19 protein-coding genes are annotated in these 22207 nt (G+C 72.2%); 10 read left to right on the forward strand and 9 right to left on the reverse strand.

The annotated features are described in order from the left end of the window. Positions 1-2: 2 nt before the first annotated feature. Positions 3-431 carry a Rieske (2Fe-2S) protein gene (locus tag ABZ261_RS26490; RefSeq protein ID WP_356863336.1) on the reverse strand — a complete coding sequence of 143 codons (429 nt, stop codon included), beginning with the start codon at positions 429-431 and terminating at the stop codon, positions 3-5. Positions 432-857: 426 nt separating this feature from the next. Here ABZ261_RS26490 and ABZ261_RS26495 point away from each other — a divergent pair, with 426 nt between their 5' ends. Both ABZ261_RS26495 and ABZ261_RS26500 read left to right on the forward strand, forming a co-directional pair. Further along, positions 858-1988 (forward strand): LacI family DNA-binding transcriptional regulator, encoded by a 1131-nt coding sequence (locus tag ABZ261_RS26495; RefSeq protein ID WP_356863338.1) that lies wholly within the window; start codon positions 858-860, stop codon positions 1986-1988. Further along, the gene (locus ABZ261_RS26500; RefSeq protein WP_356863340.1) at positions 1985-2905 is read left to right on the forward strand and encodes a carbohydrate kinase; all 921 of its coding nucleotides are present in this window, start codon (positions 1985-1987) and stop codon (positions 2903-2905) included. The genes ABZ261_RS26495 and ABZ261_RS26500 overlap by 4 nt, the downstream gene beginning before the upstream one ends. Before the next feature lie 152 nt (positions 2906-3057). Here the strand turns inward: ABZ261_RS26500 and uvrA are convergent, their stop codons facing one another. Next, positions 3058-6078, reverse strand: coding sequence for an excinuclease ABC subunit UvrA (gene uvrA / locus ABZ261_RS26505; protein WP_356863342.1), 3021 nt, complete (start codon positions 6076-6078; stop codon positions 3058-3060). Positions 6079-6323: 245 nt separating this feature from the next. Between uvrA and ABZ261_RS26510 the strand changes: the two genes are divergently transcribed. The 5 genes from ABZ261_RS26510 to ABZ261_RS26530 all read left to right on the forward strand — a co-directional run bounded on the left by ABZ261_RS26510 (position 6324) and on the right by ABZ261_RS26530 (position 10789). After that, positions 6324-7010, forward strand: coding sequence for a maleylpyruvate isomerase family mycothiol-dependent enzyme (locus ABZ261_RS26510; protein WP_356863344.1), 687 nt, complete (start codon positions 6324-6326; stop codon positions 7008-7010). Positions 7011-7054: 44 nt separating this feature from the next. After that, on the forward strand, positions 7055-7711 hold the full coding sequence (locus ABZ261_RS26515) for an MBL fold metallo-hydrolase (protein ID WP_356863346.1): 657 nt from the start codon (positions 7055-7057) through the stop codon (positions 7709-7711). A 483-nt stretch (positions 7712-8194) separates the two neighbouring features. Further along, positions 8195-9079 (forward strand): ABC transporter substrate-binding protein, encoded by an 885-nt coding sequence (locus ABZ261_RS26520; RefSeq protein ID WP_356863348.1) that lies wholly within the window; start codon positions 8195-8197, stop codon positions 9077-9079. Positions 9080-9183: 104 nt separating this feature from the next. After that, positions 9184-10005 carry an amino acid ABC transporter permease gene (locus ABZ261_RS26525; RefSeq protein WP_356863415.1) on the forward strand — a complete coding sequence of 274 codons (822 nt, stop codon included), beginning with the start codon at positions 9184-9186 and terminating at the stop codon, positions 10003-10005. A gap of 55 nt (positions 10006-10060) precedes the next feature. Further along, entirely contained in the window at positions 10061-10789 is a 729-nt protein-coding gene (locus ABZ261_RS26530; protein ID WP_356863417.1) for an amino acid ABC transporter ATP-binding protein, read from the forward strand. Positions 10790-10798: 9 nt separating this feature from the next. Here ABZ261_RS26530 and aroQ read toward each other — a convergent pair whose 3' ends face one another. Continuing rightward, positions 10799-11272 (reverse strand): type II 3-dehydroquinate dehydratase, encoded by a 474-nt coding sequence (gene aroQ, locus ABZ261_RS26535; RefSeq protein WP_356863350.1) that lies wholly within the window; start codon positions 11270-11272, stop codon positions 10799-10801. Between the two features lie 219 nt (positions 11273-11491). Between aroQ and ABZ261_RS26540 the strand changes: the two genes are divergently transcribed. Next, on the forward strand, positions 11492-12763 hold the full coding sequence (locus ABZ261_RS26540; protein WP_356863419.1) for an MFS transporter: 1272 nt from the start codon (positions 11492-11494) through the stop codon (positions 12761-12763). Between the two features lie 155 nt (positions 12764-12918). On the opposite strand, the gene ABZ261_RS26545 is transcribed toward ABZ261_RS26540, so the two are convergent. The 5 genes from ABZ261_RS26545 to ABZ261_RS26565 form a co-directional block, all read right to left on the reverse strand. After that, positions 12919-13920 carry a TerC family protein gene (locus ABZ261_RS26545; protein WP_356863352.1) on the reverse strand — a complete coding sequence of 334 codons (1002 nt, stop codon included), beginning with the start codon at positions 13918-13920 and terminating at the stop codon, positions 12919-12921. A 224-nt stretch (positions 13921-14144) separates the two neighbouring features. Further along, the gene (locus ABZ261_RS26550) at positions 14145-16118 is read right to left on the reverse strand and encodes a TerD family protein (protein ID WP_356863354.1); all 1974 of its coding nucleotides are present in this window, start codon (positions 16116-16118) and stop codon (positions 14145-14147) included. A 63-nt stretch (positions 16119-16181) separates the two neighbouring features. Further along, positions 16182-16760 (reverse strand): TerD family protein, encoded by a 579-nt coding sequence (locus ABZ261_RS26555; protein ID WP_356863356.1) that lies wholly within the window; start codon positions 16758-16760, stop codon positions 16182-16184. A gap of 161 nt (positions 16761-16921) precedes the next feature. Then, positions 16922-19060 (reverse strand): excinuclease ABC subunit UvrB, encoded by a 2139-nt coding sequence (gene uvrB / locus ABZ261_RS26560; RefSeq protein WP_356863358.1) that lies wholly within the window; start codon positions 19058-19060, stop codon positions 16922-16924. Positions 19061-19100: 40 nt separating this feature from the next. After that, positions 19101-19979: an MHYT domain-containing protein gene (locus ABZ261_RS26565; protein ID WP_356863360.1), complete on the reverse strand. Its 879-nt coding sequence runs from the start codon at positions 19977-19979 to the stop codon at positions 19101-19103. A 276-nt stretch (positions 19980-20255) separates the two neighbouring features. Here ABZ261_RS26565 and ABZ261_RS26570 point away from each other — a divergent pair, with 276 nt between their 5' ends. Then, positions 20256-21125: a glycerophosphodiester phosphodiesterase family protein gene (locus ABZ261_RS26570; RefSeq protein ID WP_356863362.1), complete on the forward strand. Its 870-nt coding sequence runs from the start codon at positions 20256-20258 to the stop codon at positions 21123-21125. Between the two features lie 40 nt (positions 21126-21165). Then, entirely contained in the window at positions 21166-21729 is a 564-nt protein-coding gene (locus tag ABZ261_RS26575) for a methylated-DNA--[protein]-cysteine S-methyltransferase (RefSeq protein ID WP_356863364.1), read from the forward strand. 16 nt (positions 21730-21745) lie between these two features. Here ABZ261_RS26575 and ABZ261_RS26580 read toward each other — a convergent pair whose 3' ends face one another. Next, positions 21746-22177 carry a VOC family protein gene (locus ABZ261_RS26580; RefSeq protein ID WP_356863365.1) on the reverse strand — a complete coding sequence of 144 codons (432 nt, stop codon included), beginning with the start codon at positions 22175-22177 and terminating at the stop codon, positions 21746-21748. Between the last annotated feature and the right edge of the window lie 30 nt (positions 22178-22207).

The following is a 22207-nucleotide window of genomic DNA, read 5'->3' on the forward strand; positions in this document are numbered from 1 at the left end:
GCTCAGACCGCCGGACCGGCGACGATCCTGCCGTGCGCGGTCTCGACCGCCAGCTCGGTCAGCGGCTCGGTCGCCGGCGCCTGGACCACCTTGCCCGTCAGGGCGTCGAACTCGCTGCCGTGGCAGGGGCAGACCAGGGTCGTCCCCCGCAGCCTGTCGATCGGGCACCCCGCGTGCGTGCAGATCGTGCTGTACGCCTTCAGCCTGCCGTCTGCGGCACGGCTGACCACCACGTTGTGGTCCCGGTAGAGCTTGGCCCCGCCCTCGGGGACCTCGCTGTCGGCGCCGACGTCGACCGGTTCCGTCGGGGTGGCGGCGGCCGGGCGGTCACCGCCGGGGGCCGAGCAGGCGGCCAGGCCGAGTCCGGCGACCGGGGCCATGGCGGCCCCCTTGAGAACGGTACGGCGGCTCGCGGAGGGGCGGGCGGGCATCTGGGACTCCAGGGTCAAGGGGCGTGCAGGGCGACGATACCCGGATGAACGGGGTGCTCTCGGTGCGGGGGCGGGTGCACCGGCTCGGATCGGGGGCGTACGGAAGCGGACGCGGAGGCGCTGCGTCCACGGGTTCGGAGGGCTGCTCGCGTAAACGCTTGCGCAAGCGTTTACGCTGAGGGGGCTCATGGGATACCGTCCCGCCCGAAGGCTCGGACCGGGTCCCTATGGTCCTGGTGGCCTCGGCGGCCCGCGCACGGGGCGGTCGCGGCCGGGTGTCCGGGTGTCCGGGTGCCCCACGGCTCGGCTGTACGGGCCTCGGGCGGCTCAAGGTTCCGCCGGCTCGGAGTGCGACCGGCTCGCGGTCCGGCCCGGTATCACGTCCGACCCGGGCCCCCGCCCGATCGGCTCACAGGAGGGAGTGCCATGGCCACCATGGCGGACGTCGCCCGCAGAGCGGGCGTCTCCGTGGCGACCGTCTCGCACGTGCTCAACGGCACGCGTCCGGTGCTGCCCCCCACCCGCCAGGCCGTGCTCGACGCCGTCGACGCCCTCGGCTACACCCCCAACACGCTGGCCCGCTCCCTGGTGACCTCGCGCACCCGCTCCATCGGCCTCGCGGTCTCGGCCGTCAGCAACCCCTACTTCACGGAGATCCTCCAGGGCGTCGAGACCGCCGCCCTGGAGGCGGGCTACAGCCTCCTCATCGCCGACCCGCACGACGACCCCCGGCACGAGCGCAAGGTCGCGCAGTTGCTCCACGAGCGCCGGGTGGACGGCATGATCGTCGCTCCCTCCGCACGGCCGGACGATCTCGTCGGCTACCTCCGCCGGCACGCCGTGCCGACCGTCTTCCTGGACCGGCTGATCGACGGGGGCGTGCCGGAGGACCGTCCGCCGGGCAACGGCCCGGACGCCGTCACGTCGGCGGGCGCGCCGTGGTTCGACCAGGTCTGCGCCGGGAGCGCCGCGCCGACGGCCCGGCTCGTCACCCACCTCGCCTGGCTGGGACACCGCCGGATCGGTCTGATCGCGGGTCTGCCCGGACTCAGCACCACCCATGAGCGCGTGCGCGGGTACCGGGAAGGCCTGACCGCCGCCGGGCTCTCCCACGACGACCGTCTCCTCGTGTCCGGCAACTCCGCCTCCGAGGGCGCCGAGGAGGCCACGGCGGCGCTGCTCTCCCTGCCCGATCCGCCCACGGCCCTCGTCACCGCCAACAACGCGATGACCATCGGCGCCCTGCGCGCGCTGCGCCGGCACGGCCGGTCCGTACCGGACGACATGGCCCTGTGCTGCTTCGACGACTTCGCCTGGGCCGACCTGTTCTCGCCCCGGCTGACCGCCGTCGCCCAGCCCAGCCGGGAACTGGGCGCGCAGGCCGTCCGGCTGCTCCTGGACCGGCTGGCCGGGCCGGGACGCGCGCCCCGGACGGTCCGGCTGCCGTGCACGTTCGTCCACCGCACGTCCTGCGGATGCCCCGAGGAGCCCGGTCCCGCGGGAACGGCCGGGCGCACCGCATCGTCCCCGCTGTCCGAGAAGGGAACCACCCCGTGATCGTCGTCGCCGGTGAGGCACTGATCGACCTGGTACCGCAGGGCCCCGGGGCCCTCGCCGAGCTGAAGCCGGCGCTCGGCGGAGGCCCGTACAACACCGCCGTGGCCCTCGGCCGGCTCGGCTCCCCCACCGCCTTCTGCTCGCGGACGTCGAACGACGCCTTCGGCGAGGCCCTGCTCGACGGGCTGCGCAGGTCCGGCGTCGACGTGTCCGGCGTCCAGCGGGGGCAGGAGCCGACGACCCTGGCGGTGGCCACGATCGACGACGCCGGCTCGGCCGCCTACTCCTTCTACGTCGACGGCACCGCCGACCGCCTGTTCACCGCCCCCGCCGCTCTCCCCGCCGGCACGCGCGCGGTGTCCTTCGGCACCTGCTCGCTCGTGCTGGAACCGGGGGCCAGCGCCTACGAGGAGCTGATGCGCGCCGCCGCGGAGCAGGGGCTGTTCACGGCGCTGGACCCGAACATCCGGGCAGGGCTGATCCCGGACGCGGACGCCTACCGGGCGCGTTTCAAGAGCTGGCTGCCCTCGGTGACGCTGCTGAAGCTGTCCGTGGAGGACGCCGCGTGGCTCGGCGGCACCCCGCAGGAGTGGCTGGCCGCGGGGCCGTCGGCCGTGGTGGTGACCCGGGGCGGCGACGGTCTGACCGCGTTCACCCGGGACGGCGGCGAGTACTCCGTACCGGGCGAGGCGGTGGACGTCGTGGACACCATCGGCGCCGGTGACACGGTGAACGCCGCCCTGCTGCACGGGCTGGCAGTCCAAGACGCGCTGTCCCGGGAAGCGCTCGCCGCCCTCGGGGCGGAGGGCTGGACCCGGCTGCTGCGCTTCGCGGCCCGCGCGGCGGCGGTCACCTGCTCCCGGGCGGGGGCCGAGCCGCCGTACGCGTCGGAGCTGGGCGGCTACGCCGCGCTGTGAGCGGGCTGCTTCGAGGAACCAGCGCGCCCCGCGGGAGCTCCCGCGGGGCGCCGCGTTCCCGATGCGGTACAGGCAGTGGGCGGAGGCGGTGCGGTGTCCGGAGCCGGTGCCGGGGCCGGAGGGGGCTGTGAGCCTCCTCCGGTCCGGTCGTCTCAGGCCTTGCGGGCCCGCGTGCGCTTCTCCGCGGCCGTGGCCTTCTTCGTGGCCGCGGTTTTCCTGGTCGCGGTGCCGTCGGCCTCGGCCGTCACCGCCTTCTTCGCCGGCGTCTTGGCCGCGGCCGTCCTCCGGGCCGTCGTGGACCGCGGCGCCTTCATTGGCTCGGCGTCGCTGACCCGGTCGCCCAGGACCTCGCGCAGGAACTTGCCGGTGTGACTGGCGGGGACGGCGGCGACCTGTTCCGGCGTGCCCTCGGCGACCACCAGGCCGCCGCCGGCGCCGCCCTCCGGACCCATGTCCACGATCCAGTCGGCGGTCTTGATCACGTCGAGGTTGTGCTCGATGACGATGACCGTGTTGCCCTTGTCGACCAGCCCGCCGAGGACCTTGAGCAGCTTGCTGATGTCCTCGAAGTGCAGACCGGTGGTCGGCTCGTCCAGGACGTAGACGGTGCGTCCGGTGGAGCGCTTCTGCAGTTCGCTGGCGAGCTTCACACGCTGCGCCTCACCGCCGGAGAGGGTGGTGGCGGACTGGCCGAGGCGGACATAGCCGAGACCGACGTCGTGCAGCGTCTTCAGGTGGCGGGAGATCGCCGGGACCGCCTCGAAGAAGTGCATGGCCTCCTCGATCGGCATGTTCAGCACCTCGGCGATGGACTTGCCCTTGTAGTGGACCTCCAGGGTCTCCCGGTTGTACCGGGCGCCGTGGCAGACCTCGCACGGGACGTAGACGTCCGGGAGGAAGTTCATCTCGATCTTGATCGTGCCGTCGCCCGCGCAGTTCTCGCAGCGGCCGCCCTTGACGTTGAAGGAGAAGCGGCCGGGCTGATAGCCGCGGACCTTCGCCTCGGTGGTCTCGGCGAACAGCTTGCGGATGTGGTCGAAGACTCCGGTGTACGTCGCCGGGTTGGACCGCGGGGTGCGGCCGATCGGCGACTGGTCGACGTGCACGACCTTGTCGACCAGGTCGTCGCCCGCCACGCGCGTGTGCCGTCCGGGGACGGTGCGGGCGCCGTTCAGCTCGCGGGCCAGGTGCGTGTAGAGGATGTCGTTGACCAGCGTCGACTTGCCGGATCCGGAGACACCCGTGACGGCCGTGAAGACACCCAGCGGGAAGGACACGTCGATGTCCCGCAGGTTGTTCTCCCGGGCCCCGTGCACCGTGAGCTGCCGGGACGGGTCGCGCGGGCGGCGCACGTCCGGGACGGGGATCGACTTGCGGCCCGAGAGGTACGCGCCGGTCTGCGACTCGGTGTTGTCGAGCAGCTCCTTCACCGAGCCGCTGTGCACGACCTTGCCGCCGTGCTCGCCGGCGCCCGGGCCGATGTCCACGATCCAGTCGGCGACCTTGATGGTGTCCTCGTCGTGCTCGACGACGATGAGCGTGTTGCCCATGTCCCGCAGCCGGACGAGGGTCTCGATCAGCCGGTGGTTGTCCCGCTGGTGCAGGCCGATGGACGGCTCGTCCAGGACGTACAGGACGCCGACGAGGCCGGAGCCGATCTGCGTGGCCAGGCGGATGCGCTGGGCCTCGCCGCCGGAGAGCGTGCCGGCGGCGCGGTTGAGCGAGAGGTAGTCCAGGCCGACGTCGACCAGGAACCGCAGCCGCTCGTTGACCTCCTTCAGGACCCGCTCGGCGATCTTCTTGTCGCGGGCGCTCAGCTTCAGCTCGCCCAGGAAGTCGGCGCAGTCGCTGATCGACATCGCGGAGACCTCGGCGATCGACTTCCCCATGATCGTGACCGCGAGGACGATCGGCTTCAGGCGCGTGCCCTCGCAGGAGGGGCAGGGCACCTCGCGCATGTAGCCCTCGAAGCGCTCGCGGCTGGCGTCGCTCTCGGCCTCGCTGTGCCGGCGCTTCACGAAGGGCACCGCGCCCTCGAAGGGCGTGGTGTAGACGCGCTCGCGGCCGTACCGGTTGCGGTACCGCACCTCGATCTGGGTCCTGTGGCCGTGCAGCAGGGCCTTCTTGGCGCGCTGCGGCAGGCCGGCGAAGGGGATGTCCGTGCGGAAGCCGAGGGCGTCCGCGAGGGCGCCGACCAGCCGGCCGAAGTAGTCCTTGGTGTGCCCGTGGGACCAGGGGTGGATGGCGCCCTCGTCCAGGGACTTGTCGGGGTCCGGGACGATCAGTTCCGGGTCGACCTCCATGCGCGTGCCGATGCCGGTGCACTCGGGGCAGGCGCCGAAGGGCGAGTTGAAGGAGAAGGAGCGGGGCTCCAGCTCCTCGAAGGACAGGTCGTCGTACGGGCAGTACAGGTGCTCCGAGAACATGCGCTCGCGCTCGGGGTCGTCCTCGGGGAGGTCCACGAAGTCGAGCACGACCATGCCGCCGGACAGGCCGAGCGCGGTCTCCACGGAGTCGGTGAGGCGGCGCTTGGCCGAGTCCTTCACCGTGAGGCGGTCCACGACCACCTCGATGGTGTGCTTCTCCTGCTTCTTCAGGGCCGGCGGATCGGACAGCTGGACGGTCCGGCCGTCCACGCGCGCGCGGGAGTAGCCCTTGGTCTGCAGGTCGGCGAAGAGGTCGACGAACTCGCCCTTGCGCTCGCGCACCAGCGGGGACAGCACCTGGAAGCGGCTTCCCTCCGGCAGCTCCAGGACCCGGTCCACGATGGCCTGCGGCGACTGGCGCGAGATCGGGCGGCCGCACTCGGGGCAGTGCGGCTTGCCGATGCGCGCGAAGAGCAGGCGCAGGTAGTCGTAGACCTCGGTGATGGTGCCGACCGTCGAGCGCGGGTTGCGGGAGGTCGACTTCTGGTCGATGGAGACCGCCGGCGAGAGGCCCTCGATGAAGTCGACGTCGGGCTTGTCCATCTGGCCGAGGAACTGCCGTGCGTACGAGGAGAGCGACTCCACGTAACGGCGCTGGCCCTCGGCGAAGATCGTGTCGAAGGCCAGGGAGGACTTGCCCGACCCGGACAGGCCCGTGAAGACGATGAGCGAGTCGCGAGGCAGGTCGAGCGAGACGTTCTTCAGGTTGTGCTCGCGCGCGCCACGGACGATGAGACGGTCGGCCACGCCGGTCCGCACCTTTCTTGAGAGAAGTGACAGGGGCGGGGCCCCCGTGCTTCTTCAGACTAGGGGGAGCCACTGACAACGCCGGTCGGATTGCCCGGTTGCATAACAACCCCCGGCCCTCCAGCATGCCCGACGCCGTCTCCGGCATGCCCGACGCCGCCTTCGACCATATAGCACGCGCATTCGATTTCTGGGCCGGGTGCACCACCTTCACTCGAAGAGGTGGCGGGGCTAGGGTCGGCGGCATGACGGATCACGCTCATGACCTGGCCTGTGTACGGAAGGCGACCGACCGGCTCCTCACCGCGGTGGCCGAGCTGGACGACGCCTCGCTCGCCGAGCCGTCCCGGCTTCCGGGCTGGAGCCGCGGCCACGTCCTCGCGCACCTCGCCCGGAACGCGGACGCTCTGGTGAACGTCCTGGAAGGCCGCCCGATGTACGTGAGCGCCGAGCAGCGCGACGCGGACATCGAGCGCGGCGCCCCGCGTGCGGCGGCGGCGCAGCTCGCCGACGTCCGCGAGAGCGCGGCCCGGTTCCAGGCGGCCGGGGAGGCGCCCGCGGACTGGACGCGGACGGTGGAGCTGCGCAACGGGGTCACCGACTCGGCGTCCCGCGTCCCGTTCCGGCGGTGGGCGGAGGTCGAGCTGCACCATGTGGACCTGGGGATCGGGTACGAGCTGGAGGACGTCCCGGCGGAGTTCCTGGAGCGGGAGACCGACTTCCTCGCGCAGCGGTTCTCCGGGCACCCCGGCGTCCCCGCGATCCGCGTCACGGACGGCACGCGCGCGTGGCGCACCGGCCGGGAGGCGGACGGGCCCGAGGTCACGGTGAGCGGCCGGCCGGCCGACCTGGTGGGCTGGCTCGCCGGGCGCCGCGACGGTGCGGCGCTGGAGGTGCGGGGCGGGGCGCTGCCGACGCTGCCTCCGCTGTAGACGGCGACCGGTCCGCGGGACTCCCCCGCTATAGGCTGATCGCCATGACGTACTCCGGAGAGGTCACGGTCGGCGGACCGGCGGACGTGCACGAGCTGAAAGACCTGATGATCACGAAGATCGCGGTCGGCCCGATGGACAACAACGCCTATCTGCTGCGCTGCCGGGCCACCGACGAGCAGCTCCTGATCGACGCCGCGAACGAGGCGGAGACGCTCCTCGGCATGATCGGTGACGACGGCATCGCGTCCGTCGTCACCACGCACCGGCACGGCGACCACTGGCAGGCGCTCGCCGCGGTCGTCGCCGCCACGGGCGCGCGCACCTACGCCGGCCGGGAGGACGCCCCCGGCATCCCGGTGCCCACCGACGTCCTCGTCGACGACGGCGACGTGATCAGGGTGGGCCGCGTGGAGCTCACCGCGCGCCACCTGGTCGGACACACCCCCGGTTCCATCGCGCTGGTCTACGACGACCCGCACGGCCACCCGCACGTCTTCACCGGCGACTGCCTCTTCCCGGGCGGCGTCGGCAACACGCACAAGGATCCGAAGGCGTTCGCCCGGCTGATCCACGACGTGGAGACCAAGCTCTTCGACACGCTGCCGGACGAGACGTGGGTCTACCCCGGACACGGCAACGACACCACGCTGGGCGCGGAGCGGCCGCATCTGCCGGAGTGGCACGCGCGCGGATGGTGAGCGGCGCCGGTCGTGCGCACCCCGTGGGTGGACGGACGCTGCGCTGCGCGCCCGGTGCCGGACAGGGCGGCTCCCCGCGGGTGCCACCTGGGTGCGCGCCGGGCGTACGCGTCGCTCACCTGCCCCGCGCGCACGCGCGCTCCGTGCGCCCCGTGTGAACGTTGCGCACGCGCCGCGTCCGTGTGCGCGCTGCCGCGGACCGGCACCGCGCGGTCAACTGGTGGCAGCCCCGCACAGGACGACGGCTCCTGCGCGGTAGGGGCCGCCGGTCTTCAACCCCGCCCTCGGCCGGCGGCCCGGGCTCCGGGCCGGCGCGGGGCCCGCACCCGTCCGCGTGCCCACGTGTGGGGCCGCGTACGCCGGTGTTCACACACGCGTGATGCGCGTACGTCCTGTTCACACGGCCGCAACACCCGTTCCCAGCATGCGGACAACTACCGCTGTGACCTGGACAGACGCGGTTTCCGCTGCCACTCTCCCGCCATGCACCCTGCCCACCGCACCCTTCGCCGCGCAGCAGCCGCCGCGGCCACAGCCCTGCTCGCCGCCGCCGTCGGCTGCGCCCCGCAGCCCGAGGAGAAGGCGTCGGCCGCCCCGTCCCGGTCGGACGCGAAGAGCTGCGTCAAGGGCAGGCTCCCCACCAAGACGCCCGGAAAGCTGACCGTCGCCACGGACGAACCCGCGTACGAGCCGTGGTTCAAGGGCGACGAGCCCGCCAACGGCAAGGGCTTCGAGTCGGCGGTCGCCTATGCCGTGGCGAAGCAGCTGGGCTACGACAGGAGCGCGGTCGCCTGGCAGAGCGTGCCGTTCAACAAGGCGTTCGCACCGGGCGTGAAGACCTTCGACTTCGACATCAACCAGGTGTCGATCAGCGCCGAGCGCAGGAAGGCCGTGGACTTCTCCTCCGGTTACTACGACGTGCGTCAGGCCGTCATCGCGCTCAAGGGCGGCAAGGCCGCCGAGGCGACGAGCGTCGCGGACCTGAGGAAACTCAAGCTGGGCGCCCAGGTGGGCACCACCAGCCTCGACTACATCACCGAGGTGGTGAAGCCGGAGCGCGAGGCGGCCGTCTACGCCAAGAACGACCAGGCCAAGTCCGCGCTGCGGAACGGGCAGGTCGACGCCGTCGTCACCGACCTGCCGACCGCCTTCTACATCACCGCGGCCGAGGTGACGAACGCCGAGATCGTCGGACAGTTCGAGCACCAGGGCGGCACTCCCGAGCAGTTCGGGCTCGTGCTCGACAAGGGCAGCGCGCTGACACCGTGCGTGAGCGGCGCCGTCGACGCCCTGCGCAGGAACGGCACGCTGGCCGGCCTCGAGAAGCAGTGGCTCTCCGAGGCCGTCGACGCCCCGGTGCTCAAGTGACGCTCACCAAGGGCGGGCCGGCCCCGGAGGGGACGGGCGGCGAGCACGGCCCGGGCGCCGGCGCCCCTCCCGCGCCCGACGGTTACACCCCCTCCGCGCGGCGGCTGGAGCGTGAACGCCACCGACGCGCGCGTGCCCGCCGGGCCACGGCGGTGGCCGCTGTGTCGACGCTCGCCACGGCAGCGGTGCTCTACCTGATCGTCGTCGACGCCCCCGGCTGGCCGCGCACCCGGGAGACGTTCTTCAGCGCGCACTACGCGCGCGAGGCGCTCCCCAAGGTCCTCGAAGGACTGTGGCTGAACGTCCGCCTGCTGCTGGTCTGCGGCGCCGCCGTCCTGGTCCTCGGCATGCTGATCGCCGTCGCACGGACCCTGCGCGGTCCGGTGTTCTTCCCGCTGCGGGTGCTGGCCGCGGCGTACACCGACTTCTTCCGCGGCCTCCCGCTGATCATCAACCTGATGATCGTCGTCCTGGGCGTGCCCGCGCTGCGGCTGCAGGGGGTGACCGTCGATCCGGTGCTGCTCGGCGGTACGGCGCTGACGCTGACGTACTCGGCGTACGTGGCGGAGGTGTTCCGCGCCGGCATCGAGTCCGTCCACCCCTCGCAGCGTGCGGCGGCACGCTCCCTGGGCCTGACCCACCGGCAGGCCCTGCGGTACGTCGTGCTGCCGCAGGCGGTGCGCCGGCAGGTGCCGCCGCTGCTCAACGACCTCGTGTCGCTGCAGAAGGACACCGGTCTGGTGTCGATCGGCGGCGCGGTGGACGCGGTCCGCGCGGCCGACATCGTCGTGGGGCGCAGTCTGAACTACACGCCGTACATCGTCGCGGGTCTGGTGTTCGTGGCGCTGACCATTCCGATGACCCGCTTCACGGACTGGGTGACGGCCCGGACGGACCGGCTGCGAGCCCAGGGAGGGTCTTCGTGAGTACCTGGGGAGGATCCCGGTGAGCGCCGCCGAGAACAGCACACCCGTCCTGCGGATGGAGTCCGTCCGCAAGACCTTCGGCGGGTCGGTCGTCCTGCGGGACGTCGGCCTGGAGGTCGCCCCGCACACGGTGACCGCGTTGATCGGCGCCTCGGGCTCCGGCAAGTCCACGCTGCTGCGCTGTGCCAACCTCCTGGAGGAGATCGACGACGGGGCGATCTGGCTGGACGGCGAGGAGATCACCGACCCGCGCGCCGACCGGGACGCGGTACGGCGCCGCATCGGCGTCGTCTTCCAGGCGTACAACCTCTTCCCGCACATGAGCGTGCTCGACAACATCACCCTCGCGCCACGCCGGGTGCACGGCGTGGCGCGCGAGGAGGCCGAGGAACGGGCGAGGGGCCTGCTGGGGCGCCTGGGCCTGGCCGGGAAGGCGGACGCCTACCCGGACCGGCTCAGCGGCGGCCAGCAGCAGCGCGTGGCGATCGTGCGGGCCCTCGCCGTGCGGCCCCGGCTGCTGCTCCTGGACGAGATCACGGCGGCGCTCGACCCCGAACTCGTGGGCGAGGTGCTGGAGGTGGTCCGCGGTCTGAAGGACGAGGGCATGACCATGGTGCTGGCGACGCACGAGATGGGGTTCGCGCGGGACGTCGCCGACCAGGTGTGCTTCCTGGACGGCGGGGTCGTGCTCGAGCGCGGCACCGCCGAGCAGGTCTTCGGCGACCCGCGGCAGGAGCGCACCCGGCGCTTCCTGCGGCGGATCACGGAGGCGGGCCGGCTGTGACCCGCTCGGCTACGCGTCCGCGCGGACGGCTCCCAGCAGGGCCGCGACCCGCTGCACGCCGAACACGTACCCCTGCACTCCGCAGCCGGCGATCACGCCGTCGGCGCGCAGCGAGACGTACGAGTGGTGCCGGAACGACTCGCGCCGGTGGACGTTGGAGATGTGCACCTCCAGGACGGGCATGCCGTCGCAGGCGTTGAGCGCGTCCAGGATCGCGATGGAGGTGTGCGAGTAGGCGCCGGGGTTGATGACGATCCCGCAGTGGTTCTCGCGCGCCTCGTGGATCCAGTCGACCAGTTCGCCCTCGTGGTTGGACTGCCGGAAGTCCACCGTGCCGCCGTGCGCGGCCGCCGCCTCCGTGCACAGCGCCTCGACGTCGGCCAGGGTGTCCTTGCCGTAGATCTCGGGCTGGCGCCGGCCGAGCAGGTTCAGGTTGGGCCCGTTGAGGATCATGATCGGGGCGTTGGCCAGGGTGCGGGGCACGGTTCCTCCGGTCCGTTCGGGGCGGTGCGTCGACGACCGCTGCTCGCACCCGGTCTATCACGGTGGCCGGAGCGTACGGCGTGCCCTGCGCGCCGGCCGCCCCGGCGCGCACCCAGGTCCGGTGACCGCTTCGCCGCGCCCCCGTAACCCGCGCCCGGGGCCGGTAGTTGACGCGGCATGCACGATGTACGCCCCGCACGCCCCGCCAGCGCCCCGTCCATGCCGCGGCTCGCCGCCGCCTCCCTGGCCGGCACCGCGATCGAGTTCTACGACTTCTTCGTCTACGGGACGGCGGCGGCTCTGGTGCTGGGGCCGCTGTTCTTCCCGACGTTCTCACCGGTCGCGGGGACGCTGGCGGCGTTCGGGACGTTCGGCGTCGGGTTCGTGGCCCGGCCGCTGGGCTCGGTGGTGTTCGGGCACCTCGGGGACCGGCGCGGACGGCGGCCGGTGCTCGTCCTCTCCCTGCTGCTGACCGGCGCCTCGACGGTCGCGGTCGGCTGTGTGCCGTCGTACGGGACGATCGGCGCGGCCGCACCGGCGCTGTTGCTCGTGCTGCGCTTCCTGCAGGGGCTGGGGCTCGGCGGGGAGTGGGGCGGGGCGGTGCTGCTGACCGCCGAGCACGCCCCCGCCGGCCGCCGCGCCCTGTGGTCGAGTTTCCCGCAGGTCGGACCGGCGTTCGGCTTCGTGCTGGCCAACGGGGTGATGCTCGCCCTGTCTGCGGCGCTGTCCGACGCGCAGTTCGCGCGGTGGGGGTGGCGCGTGCCGTTCTGGGCGGCCGGCGCGCTGGCGGCGGCCGGTCTGTGGCTGCGCTCGTCCCTCGCGGAGAGCCCCCGGTTCCTGGAGATCGACGACCACGCGCGCGTGCCCGTCGTCGAGGTCGTGCGGCGTCACGGGCGGCTGGTGCTGCTGACGGCGGGCGCGCTGGCCGCCGGGTACGCGGTGTTCTACGCGGTCACCACGTGGTCGCTGGCGTATGCGACGGATCGGCTCGGGGTCAGCCGTGCGGTCATGCTGACCTGTGTCATGGCCGCCGTGGTCGTCAAGGGGGCGCTCACACCGTTCATGGCGCTGCTCGGCGACCGGTTCGGGCGCCGTCCCCTGTGCCTGACGGGGTGTGCGGCCTGCGCGCTGTGGATGCTCCCGATGGTCGGGCTGCTCGCCACCGGCGAGCCGCTGCTGATGTTCCTCGCGATCCTGGGCGCCCTGGTCGCCTTCATCACCATGTTCGCGGTGATCGCCGCCTACCTGCCGGAACTCTACGAGCCGCGGGTGCGCTGCACGGGCGCGGCGGTGGGCTACAACCTCGGCGGCGTCCTCGGCGGCGCGCTCACCCCGATCGTGGCCACGGCGCTCGCCGAGCGGGGCGGGCGCGTCCCCTGGGGTGTGGGGGCCTATCTGACGGGCGTCGCCCTGGTCAGCCTGGCGTGCTTCGCGCTGCTGCCGGAGACGCGGCCCGTGCCCGTGCCCGTGGCGGAGCCGGTCGCCGGCTGACGTGCGCCCGGTGGTCGCAGTGCCGGGTGGGCGACCGCGGCCGAGTGGTGCACCTGCCGTTGCTTCCGGGGAGCGGGGCCGGCGCCGTCCCGCGACCGGACGTGGCCGCCCCCGCGGCGGCCCTGGCGACGGCCTGGTACGAACGCCGCGTCCGGTCAGGCGTCGACGCTGCCCTTCCGGGCGCCTTCGCCGTCGGTGTGCGCCGCCTCGGCCGCGGCCTGCTTCCTGGAGGCCACCAGACTGGTGACGGTGGTGACGGCGAGGACCGCGCAGATCACGCCGAGCGAGACCGGGATGCTGATCTCGGGCACATGGACACCGGACTCGTGCAGGGCGTGCAGCACCAGCTTGACGCCGATGAAGCCCAGGATGATCGACAGGCCGTAGGAGAGGTGGACCAGCTTTCGCAGCAGCCCGCCGATGAGGAAGTACAGCTGACGCAGACCCATCAGGGCGAAGGCGTTCGCGGTGAAGACGATGTACGGGTCCTGGGTCAGGCCGAAGATCGCGGGTATGGAGTCCAGGGCGAACAGCACGTCGGTGGTGCCGATGGCCAGCATCACGACCAGCATCGGGGTCATGACGCGCTTGCCGTTCTGCTGGATCCACAGCTTGGTGCCGTGGTACCGGTCGGCCACGCCGAACCTGCGCTCGGCGGCCTTCAGCAGCTTGTTCTCCTCGTACTCCTCGTCCTCCTCGTCCGCGCGGGCGTCCTGGACGAGCTTCCACGCGGTCCAGATCAGGAACGCGCCGAAGAGGTAGAAGATCCAGGAGAAGCTGGCGATGATCGCGGCTCCCGCGGCGATGAAGACCGCCCGCAGGACCAGGGCTATGAGCACGCCGACGAGCAGAACGCGCTGCTGGTACTGGGTGGGCACGGCGAACTTCGCCATGATCAGGACGAAGACGAAGAGGTTGTCGACGCTCAGCGACTTCTCGGTGATGAAGCCCGCGAAGAACTCGCCGGCCGGTTGTCCGCCTCCGAAGACGAGGAGGCCGACACCGAAGAGTCCGGCGAGGGCGATCCAGACGACGGTCCAGATGCCCGCTTCCTTGACGGACACGTCATGGGGCTTGCGACCGATGAAGAAGTCGACTGCGATCAGGACGGCGAGTCCCACGACGGTGAGGACCCACAGGGTCATGGTGACGTCCACTGAACCTCCGGCATTCGGTCACGGCAAACACGAACAGCGTGGTCGCTGCCGGAGGTCTCTTCCACCCGAGATGGGCCGGCGTCCCGGGACCGGAACAGGTCCGTACTGACGGGTGCGCCGCAGTCAGGGAGTACTCCCCTCCGTACGGAAGACAGTACCCGAATCACCAAGGAAAGGTAAAGAGCACAGTAAAAGAATAACCAAGTCAGCTGGTCAGTGGCGCTTTACCTGAGCTTGGGCTGCGCTCTTGCCACCTCCGCGAGGACCTCTTCCAGGACCCGGCTGCCGACCGGGACGAGTGAGGGCTCGTACGTCCAGGCATGACCGACCCACGGATCGGCGAGGTGGTCGTCGGGAAGCGGCGTCAGGCGCAGCAGCGAACGCCACAGCGGATCGAGCAGGGGGCCGTAGGCGGCCGCGTCCTCGCGGTCCGCCACCAGCAGAAGGTGAACACCGACGGCCGGCCCCTCGTCGGCGAGGTAGCGCAGCCGGGTCACCGCCCGGTCGTCGAACCCGTGCGGGAAATCGTTGACGATCAGCAGCTGCTGCGCGGTGTCCACGTCGGGGGGCAGGGACTCAGCGACACCGCCGCGCACCGCCATCTGCACCAGGTCGACCCTCCGGGTCAGCCTCTCCAGCACCTGTCCGACGCCCGCGGCCCCGGTCGCGGGCGGCCCGGCGAGCACTCCGGCCCGGGTCAGCGGCAGCAGGGCCCGCCCCCCTGCCCCGGCGGCGTCGATGACGTGCACCGCGAACGCGCCCGGCGGGTGCACGGCGAGCAGGCGCGCCGCGAGGGCGGCCGCCGCCTCCACGGCCAGGTGCCGCAGCTCGGCGGAGTGCGGCAGGTCGCCGTCCGCCGCGGTCGGCCCGCTGTCGAACCACACCCCGCGCTCCAGCGGCAGCCGGAGCAGCAGCGGGATGCTCAGCGGCGCGCTCTCGAGAAGGTGGAGGTCGCCGAGCCGCAGGGCCATCGGCGGCTCGGCGGGCACCCGATAGGCGTGCCAGACGGGGTTGTCCCAGCGGGCGTAGGCGGGCGGGAGCGCGGGCTCCACCACCTCGGCCTCGGCGGTGAGCTGGGCCAGGTCCCGGTCCAGGGCCGCGCGTGCCTGGTCGGTCAACCGGGTGCGGCGGGCGTGGGCCTCCTCGCGTGCGGCGTCGCCCGCCGTGCCGAGCCGGACGCGCGGGTCGGCGAGGATCCGGTCGAGCTCCTTCTCCAGGCGCGAGTCGGCGAAGTCCACGGCGCTGCGGTAGGCGGCCGTGGTGCGGGCCAGGTCCTCGAACATGCCCCACACCTGGTTGTACAGCCGCTCCTCCATGGACCAGCCCACGGCGTCCCCGGCCACCGGCCGGGCGGGGTGCCCGTCGGCGGCCGGGGAGGCCGGGTCCTGCGACGGGGGCGGGGTGCGCGGGGCGCGGCGGGGATGGGTGTAGTCGACGCCTCCGCCGGAATCCCGGGAGTCCGGGACGCGGGCCCCGATCTCGTAGGGGTTGCGTGCCGTGTCGTCGGCGGGACCCTGCGGGCCGGGCGAGCGGGCCGGTTCGTGAGCGGGCGCGGGCCGGCGGTCGGCGGCGGAGGCGGAGGCGGCCAGGGGGTCGCGCGCGGACGCGGCCTCGGGACCGGAGTCGTGCGGCGCCGCCGGACGGGGCGGGGCGCCGGCCGCCGCCGTCTGGACGGCGGCGGCGAGGTCGTCGGCGTCGCGCACCCCTTGGTCCGTGAGCAGCGCGGGCAGACCGTCCGCGTAGCCCTGGCCCATCGCGCGGACCTTCCACCCTCCCTGTCTGCGGTACAGCTCGAGGACGATCACGGCCGCCTCGGCCTCCAGACCGGTGACGGTGTAGGAGACGAGTTCGGCGCCGCCGGGGCCGCTCACCGCGGCGTGCGGAGCGGGGACGGCGCCGAAGCGGAGCGGACCTCCGGTCCCGGTCGGCAGCGCGCAGAACACGCCGACACGGTGCACGGCTTCGGGCAGGGCGGCCAGGTCGACGGCCACGCGCTGTTCGGCGGCGGCCCGCCCGGGCACCTCGACGCCGGGCGGCGCGGGCGCGCCGGGGCGGGCCACCCGCTCAGGGCCGTGCACGGCGCCCTGCTCGTCGCCGAGCGTGGCTCCGGTCAGCACCGGCACTCCGGCCGAGATCCGGATCTCCAGCAGTACCTGGGACAGCGGGTGGTTCTGCCCCCGCACCAGCTCGGCCGTCATCGCCGTCGCCCCCCTGTGTCGTGATGTCGTGCGTGCCGCGCCGGGTGAGCGGGCGGCCCGGTCCTACAGGTGCGGCAGGATCGCCGGCATCAGGTCCTGGAAGGTGCGGCCGTCGGCCGGGGCGCCGATGGCGGTCATCGTCCAGCCGGCGCCGGCCCGGTGCACCTTGGCCATGATCTGGGCGGTGTAGTCGCCGCCGCCGGCCAGGGTGTAGCGGGCGAGCTCCTGGCCGTTGGTCTCGTCCACGAGGCGGCAGAACGCGTTCTGCACCTCCTGGAACGTCTGGCCGGTGAAGGAGTTGACGGTGAAGACGATCTGGTCGATGTGGACCGGGACGCGCTGCAGGTCCACGAGGATGGCCTCGTCGTCCCCGCCCTGGCCGACGCCGCCCACCAGGTTGTCCCCGGTGTGGCGCACGGAACCGTCGTCGCTCACCAGGTGACGGAAGAAGACCACGTCCCGCGGCTCCCCGCCGGCGAAGAGGACGGCGGACGCGTCCAGGTCGATCTCGCGGGTACGGGAGCCGAACAGGCCGCGCCGCTTCGCCGCCTGCCAGCCGAGTCCCATGCGGACCGCGGTCAGGGTGGCCCCGTCCTTCTTCTCCAGGCTGATGGCCTGACCCTTGGTCATGTTGACGGACACGGCTGAATCCCCTCTCGACGGTCCCCTGTTGCCGCGCGGTGGTGCTGCGCGGTTGTCAGAACCCTACGCAGGGCCGCCGACCGCGCCGAACCCCGGACCGCCCTTTGTGTCGGTGTTGCAACACTCGGCGCGCAGGGCGGGGTCCGGCACGGTCGCGGAGCTCACGCCAGGCCCGCCTCCCGCATCTGCCGCAGCTCCTTCTTCATCTCGGCGACCTCGTCGCGCAGCCGGGCCGCGACCTCGAACTGCAGCTCCGCGGCGGCGGCGCGCATGCGTTCGGTCATCTCCTCGATCTGCTCGGCGAGTTCGGCCGCCGGGCGGTCCGTGGGCACCGTCCTTCCCTTGGCGCCCTTGGCGCCCTTGGCAGCCTTGACCGCCTTGTCGCCGAGCGACGGCACGGGTGCCTTGGCGCCCTTGCCGTCCTTCGTCCTGCGGTAGCCGGAGCCGAGGAGCTGCTCGGTGTCGACCTCCTCGCGGGCGATCTGCGCCACGATGTCGTTGATCTTCTTGCGCAGCGGCTGGGGATCGATGCCGTTCGCCCTGTTGTAGGCGATCTGCTTCTCCCGGCGGCGGTTGGTCTCCTCGATGGCCTTCTCCATCGCCGGAGTGATCTTGTCGGCGTACATGTGGACCTGGCCGGAGACGTTGCGCGCCGCGCGGCCGATGGTCTGGATCAGCGACGTGCCCGAGCGGAGGAAGCCCTCCTTGTCGGCGTCCAGGATCGCCACCAGGGACACCTCGGGCAGGTCGAGGCCCTCACGGAGCAGGTTGATGCCGACCAGGACGTCGAACTCACCGGAGCGCAGCTCGCGCAGCAGCTCGATGCGGCGCAGGGTGTCGACGTCGCTGTGCAGGTAACGGACCTGGATGCCGAGTTCCACGAAGTAGTCGGTGAGGTCCTCGGCCATCTTCTTGGTCAGCGTGGTGACGAGGACCCGCTCGTCCTTCTCCGTGCGCCGGCGGATCTCGTGCACCAGGTCGTCGATCTGGCCCTCGGTGGGCTTGACCACGACCTCGGGGTCGACCAGGCCGGTCGGGCGGATGATCTGCTCGACGACGCCCTTGGAGCGGGAGAGCTCGTAGGCGCCGGGGGTCGCCGACAGGTAGACGGTCTGCCCGATGCGCTCCTGGAACTCCTCCCACTTCAGGGGGCGGTTGTCCAGGGCCGAGGGCAGGCGGAAGCCGTGGTCGACGAGGGTGCGCTTGCGGGAGGCGTCGCCCTCGTACATCGCGCCGATCTGCGGCACCGTGACGTGCGACTCGTCGATGACGAGGAGGAAGTCCTCGGGGAAGTAGTCCAGCAGGGTGTTCGGCGGGGTGCCGGGCGCGCGGCCGTCGAAGTGCATCGAGTAGTTCTCGACGCCGGAGCAGGTGCCGATCTGGCGGAGCATCTCCAGGTCGTACGTCGTCCGCATCCGCAGCCGCTGGGCCTCCAGCAGCTTGCCCTGCTTCTCCAGCTCGGCCAGACGCTCCCCGAGCTCCTTCTCGATGTCGTTGACGGCCCGCTCCATGCGCTCGGGGCCCGCGACGTAGTGGGAGGCCGGGAAGACGTACAGCTGCCGCTCATCGCTGATGATCTCGCCGGTGAGCGGGTGCAGCGTGGTCAGCGCCTCGATCTCGTCGCCGAACATCTCGATGCGGACGGCCAGCTCCTCGTACACCGGGAAGATCTCGATGGTGTCGCCGCGGACCCGGAAGGTGCCGCGGGTGAAGGCCATGTCGTTGCGCGTGTACTGGATGTCGACGAAGCGGCGCAACAGCTCGTCCCGGTCGATCTCGTCGCCGACCTTGAGGGGGACCATGCGGTCCACGTACTCCTGCGGTGTGCCGAGGCCGTAGATGCAGGACACCGAGGCGACCACGATGACATCGCGGCGGGTGAGCAGCGAGTTGGTGGCCGAGTGGCGCAGACGCTCGACCTCCTCGTTGATCGAGGAATCCTTCTCGATGTAGGTGTCCGACTGCGGGACGTAGGCCTCGGGCTGGTAGTAGTCGTAGTACGACACGAAGTACTCGACCGCGTTGTTCGGCAGGAGCTCGCGGAACTCGTTCGCCAGCTGGGCGGCCAGCGTCTTGTTCGGCGCCATCACGAGCGTGGGGCGCTGGAGCTTTTCGATCATCCACGCCGTGGTGGCGGACTTTCCGGTGCCGGTCGCGCCCAGCAGGACGACGTCCTTCTCGCCGGCCTCGATGCGCCGGGCCAGCTCGGCGATGGCCGCCGGCTGGTCGCCGCTGGGGCGGTAGGGGCTGACGACCTCGAAGGGCGCCACCGTGCGTTCGATGTGGGAAACGGGCCGCATGCCATCAACCGTACGACCCCGCACTGACAACGGGCTCCGGTCAGCGGTTCTGCGGGGTGCGGGCGCCGTGGGGCTCGGGCCGGCGGTCGGTGCGGGGCCCCGTGCGGGGGGCGGACCGGCGTTCGGCGTGGGAGGCGACCGCGGCCGCCGGAACGCCCGGTTTGTGCTCGACGGGAGTCCGGCCGGGCCGGCCCATGACCATCAGCGGGTCGAAGACCACGACGACGCCCGCGAGGAGCAGGAAGGCCAGCGGGCCGATCAGCATCGGCGCGAGCACGGAGGCCGACGGCGCGCCCGCGGCGGCGCGGGCGGTGCCGTCGAGGTGCACGCCGAGGGCGGCCATCCCGGTGTAGTGCATGCCGCTGACCGCGAGTCCCATGACGAGGCTCGCGCCCACGCTCCACAGGAAGCCCCGGACGCGGCCGGCCGCCCACAGGGCGGCGGTGGCGGCCACGACCGCTATGAGGACGGAGGCGGCGACGGTCGGCGTGCTGTACGTGAACCGGCCGTGGAAGCGGACGCCCGCCATGCCGAGGTAGTGCATCGAGGCGACGCCCAGACCGGTGATCGTGCCGCCGGTGAAGAGCGGGGTCCCGGTGGCGCCCCGGTAGCCGACGATGAAGATCCCGATGCCGACCATGACGACGGCGAGGCCGAGGCTGGCGTAGGTCATCGGTCTGTCGTAGTGGATCGGGGCCTCTTCGATGGAGAAGCCCATCATGGCGACGAAGTGCATGGTCCATATTCCGGAGCCGATCGCCGCCGAGCCGAGGGCCAGCCAGGCGGGCCGCCGGGAGGAGGCGACCAGCATGGCCCTGGTGGTGCAGCGCAGGCCGAGGGCACCGCCGAGGCAGGCCATCAAATAGGCCACCAACGGGGTGACGACCCCGTAGCTGAATCCGTCGACCGTGCCTTGCATGCGCGGCTGCCCTTCCGCCTTGACGTCCCGGAATGTCCCAATGCGCCCCCGTCCCAGCACCGCTCGGGTGGTCAGGGTTGTCGCAGAAAGTATGACCCCCACCGGAATGGTCGAACGATTTTCCGGCAAAGAAACACGCCGCTGCCGTAGTTGTGCGGCACCGGTGAGCGGACTCGGGCGCCTCTCTTCAATCTGTGGCCATATTGCGCCCGCGTGTTGTTGACCCTCTGCTGTCAGGCTGGTGCTGTCGGTATCCGCTCGACGCGAGGAGCACGCATGTACGCGCGCGTAGTCGCCGCCACCGCCGCCGCCGTCCTCGGGACGGCGGCGGTGCTGCTGAGCCCCGCCTCCCACGCCCGCGCGGGTGAGGGCGGCCTGCCCACGGTGATCGCCCACCGGGGCGCATCCGCCTACGCCCCCGAGAACACGCTGGCCGCCGTCGACAAGGCCGCCGAGCTCGGTTTCCCGTGGGTCGAGAACGACGTCCAGCGCACCAAGGACGGCGAACTGGTCGTCCTCCACGACGACAGCCTGCAGCGCACGACCGACGTCGAGGACGTCTTCCCGGGCCGGGCGCCGTGGAAGGTGAAGGACTTCACCGCCGCCGAGATCGCCCGGCTGGACGCGGGCAGCTGGTTCTCCCCCGCGTACGCGGGCGCGCACGTCCCGACGCTGAAGCAGTACATGCGCCGGGTGGAGCGCAACCACCAGAAACTGCTGCTGGAGATCAAGAACCCGGAGCTGTACCCGGGCATCGAACAGCAGACCCTCAAGCAGCTCGGCAACGAGGGCTGGCTGGACCACCGGCACCTCAGGCGGCTGATCGTGCAGAGCTTCAGCGCCGACAGCGTACGGGCCGTCCACGAGCTGAAGCCGGCCGTCACCACCGCATACCTCGGCACGCCCCCGGTGGCGGACCTGCCCCGGCTCGCGCACTTCACCGATCTCGTCAACCCCTCGTACGGCGATCTCTCCGTCTCCTACGTCTCGGCCGTGCACGCCTTCCGGGGGCCGCACAGGCGGCTCGGTCTGTTCACCTGGACGGTGAACGACGCGGCCACCGCCCGCCGGGTCGCCGGCTACGGGATCGACGGGATCATCACCAACAAGCCCGACGTGGTGCGGGCGGCGCTGGAGTCGGACTGAGCCGGCCGGCGTTGTCGGTGGCGGGCCGTACCGTGGGCGCATGGACAGCCTTGCACCCGATGAGCGGGACGAGCGGCGGATCGTGTGGGCCGTGGTGGGGACGGACATCGGCCCGTTGCTGCTCGCGGCGACCCGCGACGGCCTGGTCAGCGTCGTCTTCCACGCCTCGGACGCGGTACGGGACCGGACGCTGCAGCGGCTGGCCGCCCGGCTGGGCGGCCGGCCCGTGCAGGATGCGGACGCGCCGCTGCTGGCGGAGGCGATACGCCAGATGCGTGCCTACTTCGCGGGCGAGCGGCACGACTTCGACCTGCCGCTGGACTGGTCGCTGATCTCCGGGTTCAACCGGCAGGTGCTGCGCGAGCTGGCCGTCGGGGTGCCGTACGGCACCGTGGTGGGGTACGGCGAGCTCGCGGGCCGGGTCGGCCAGCCCGGCGGGGCCCAGGCGGTCGGCGCGGCGATGGGCGCCAATCCGCTGCCGGTGGTCGTGCCGTGCCACCGGGTGGTGGAGAGCGACGGGGGGATCGGCGGTTTCGGGGGCGGGCTGGAGATCAAGCGGAGGCTGCTCGCGCTGGAGGGGGTGCTGCCGGAGCCGCTGTTCTGACCGGCGCAGACCGCGGCTAGTCGGCGTAGTGCCGGATCTCGACGACATTGCCGTCGGGATCGCGGAAGTAGAAGCTGCGCGTGGCGTCGCCGCGGGCGCCGGACAGTCCGCGGTCGATGTCCGACACGGGGACGCCGTGCTCCCGGAGGCGGGCGCGCAGGGCGTCGAAGCCGTCCCGCGGCAGGGACAGGCAGACGTGGTTGACCGGATGGCCCGCGCTGTCGGCCGAGCCGGGCAGCATCGTCATGCGCTCGGCGAAACCGAGCGGGGCGAGGTCGAGGATGGTCTCCCCGTTGACGCGCACGGAGGGGAAGGACGCCTTCCCCTCGGTGAACTCCGTGAGGCGGACCGGCTCCAGGCCGACGGCCGTCTCGTAGAAATCGGCCGCGGAGACCGGGTCGGCCACCCACAGGACGACGTGATCGAGGCGCATGGTGCTGTTCGTCATGCGGCCCAGGCTGGCGGCAGGCCCCACCGG

The organism is Streptomyces sp. NPDC006193 (assembly GCF_040613915.1).
In the GTDB taxonomy this organism is placed as follows: domain Bacteria; phylum Actinomycetota; class Actinomycetes; order Streptomycetales; family Streptomycetaceae; genus Streptomyces.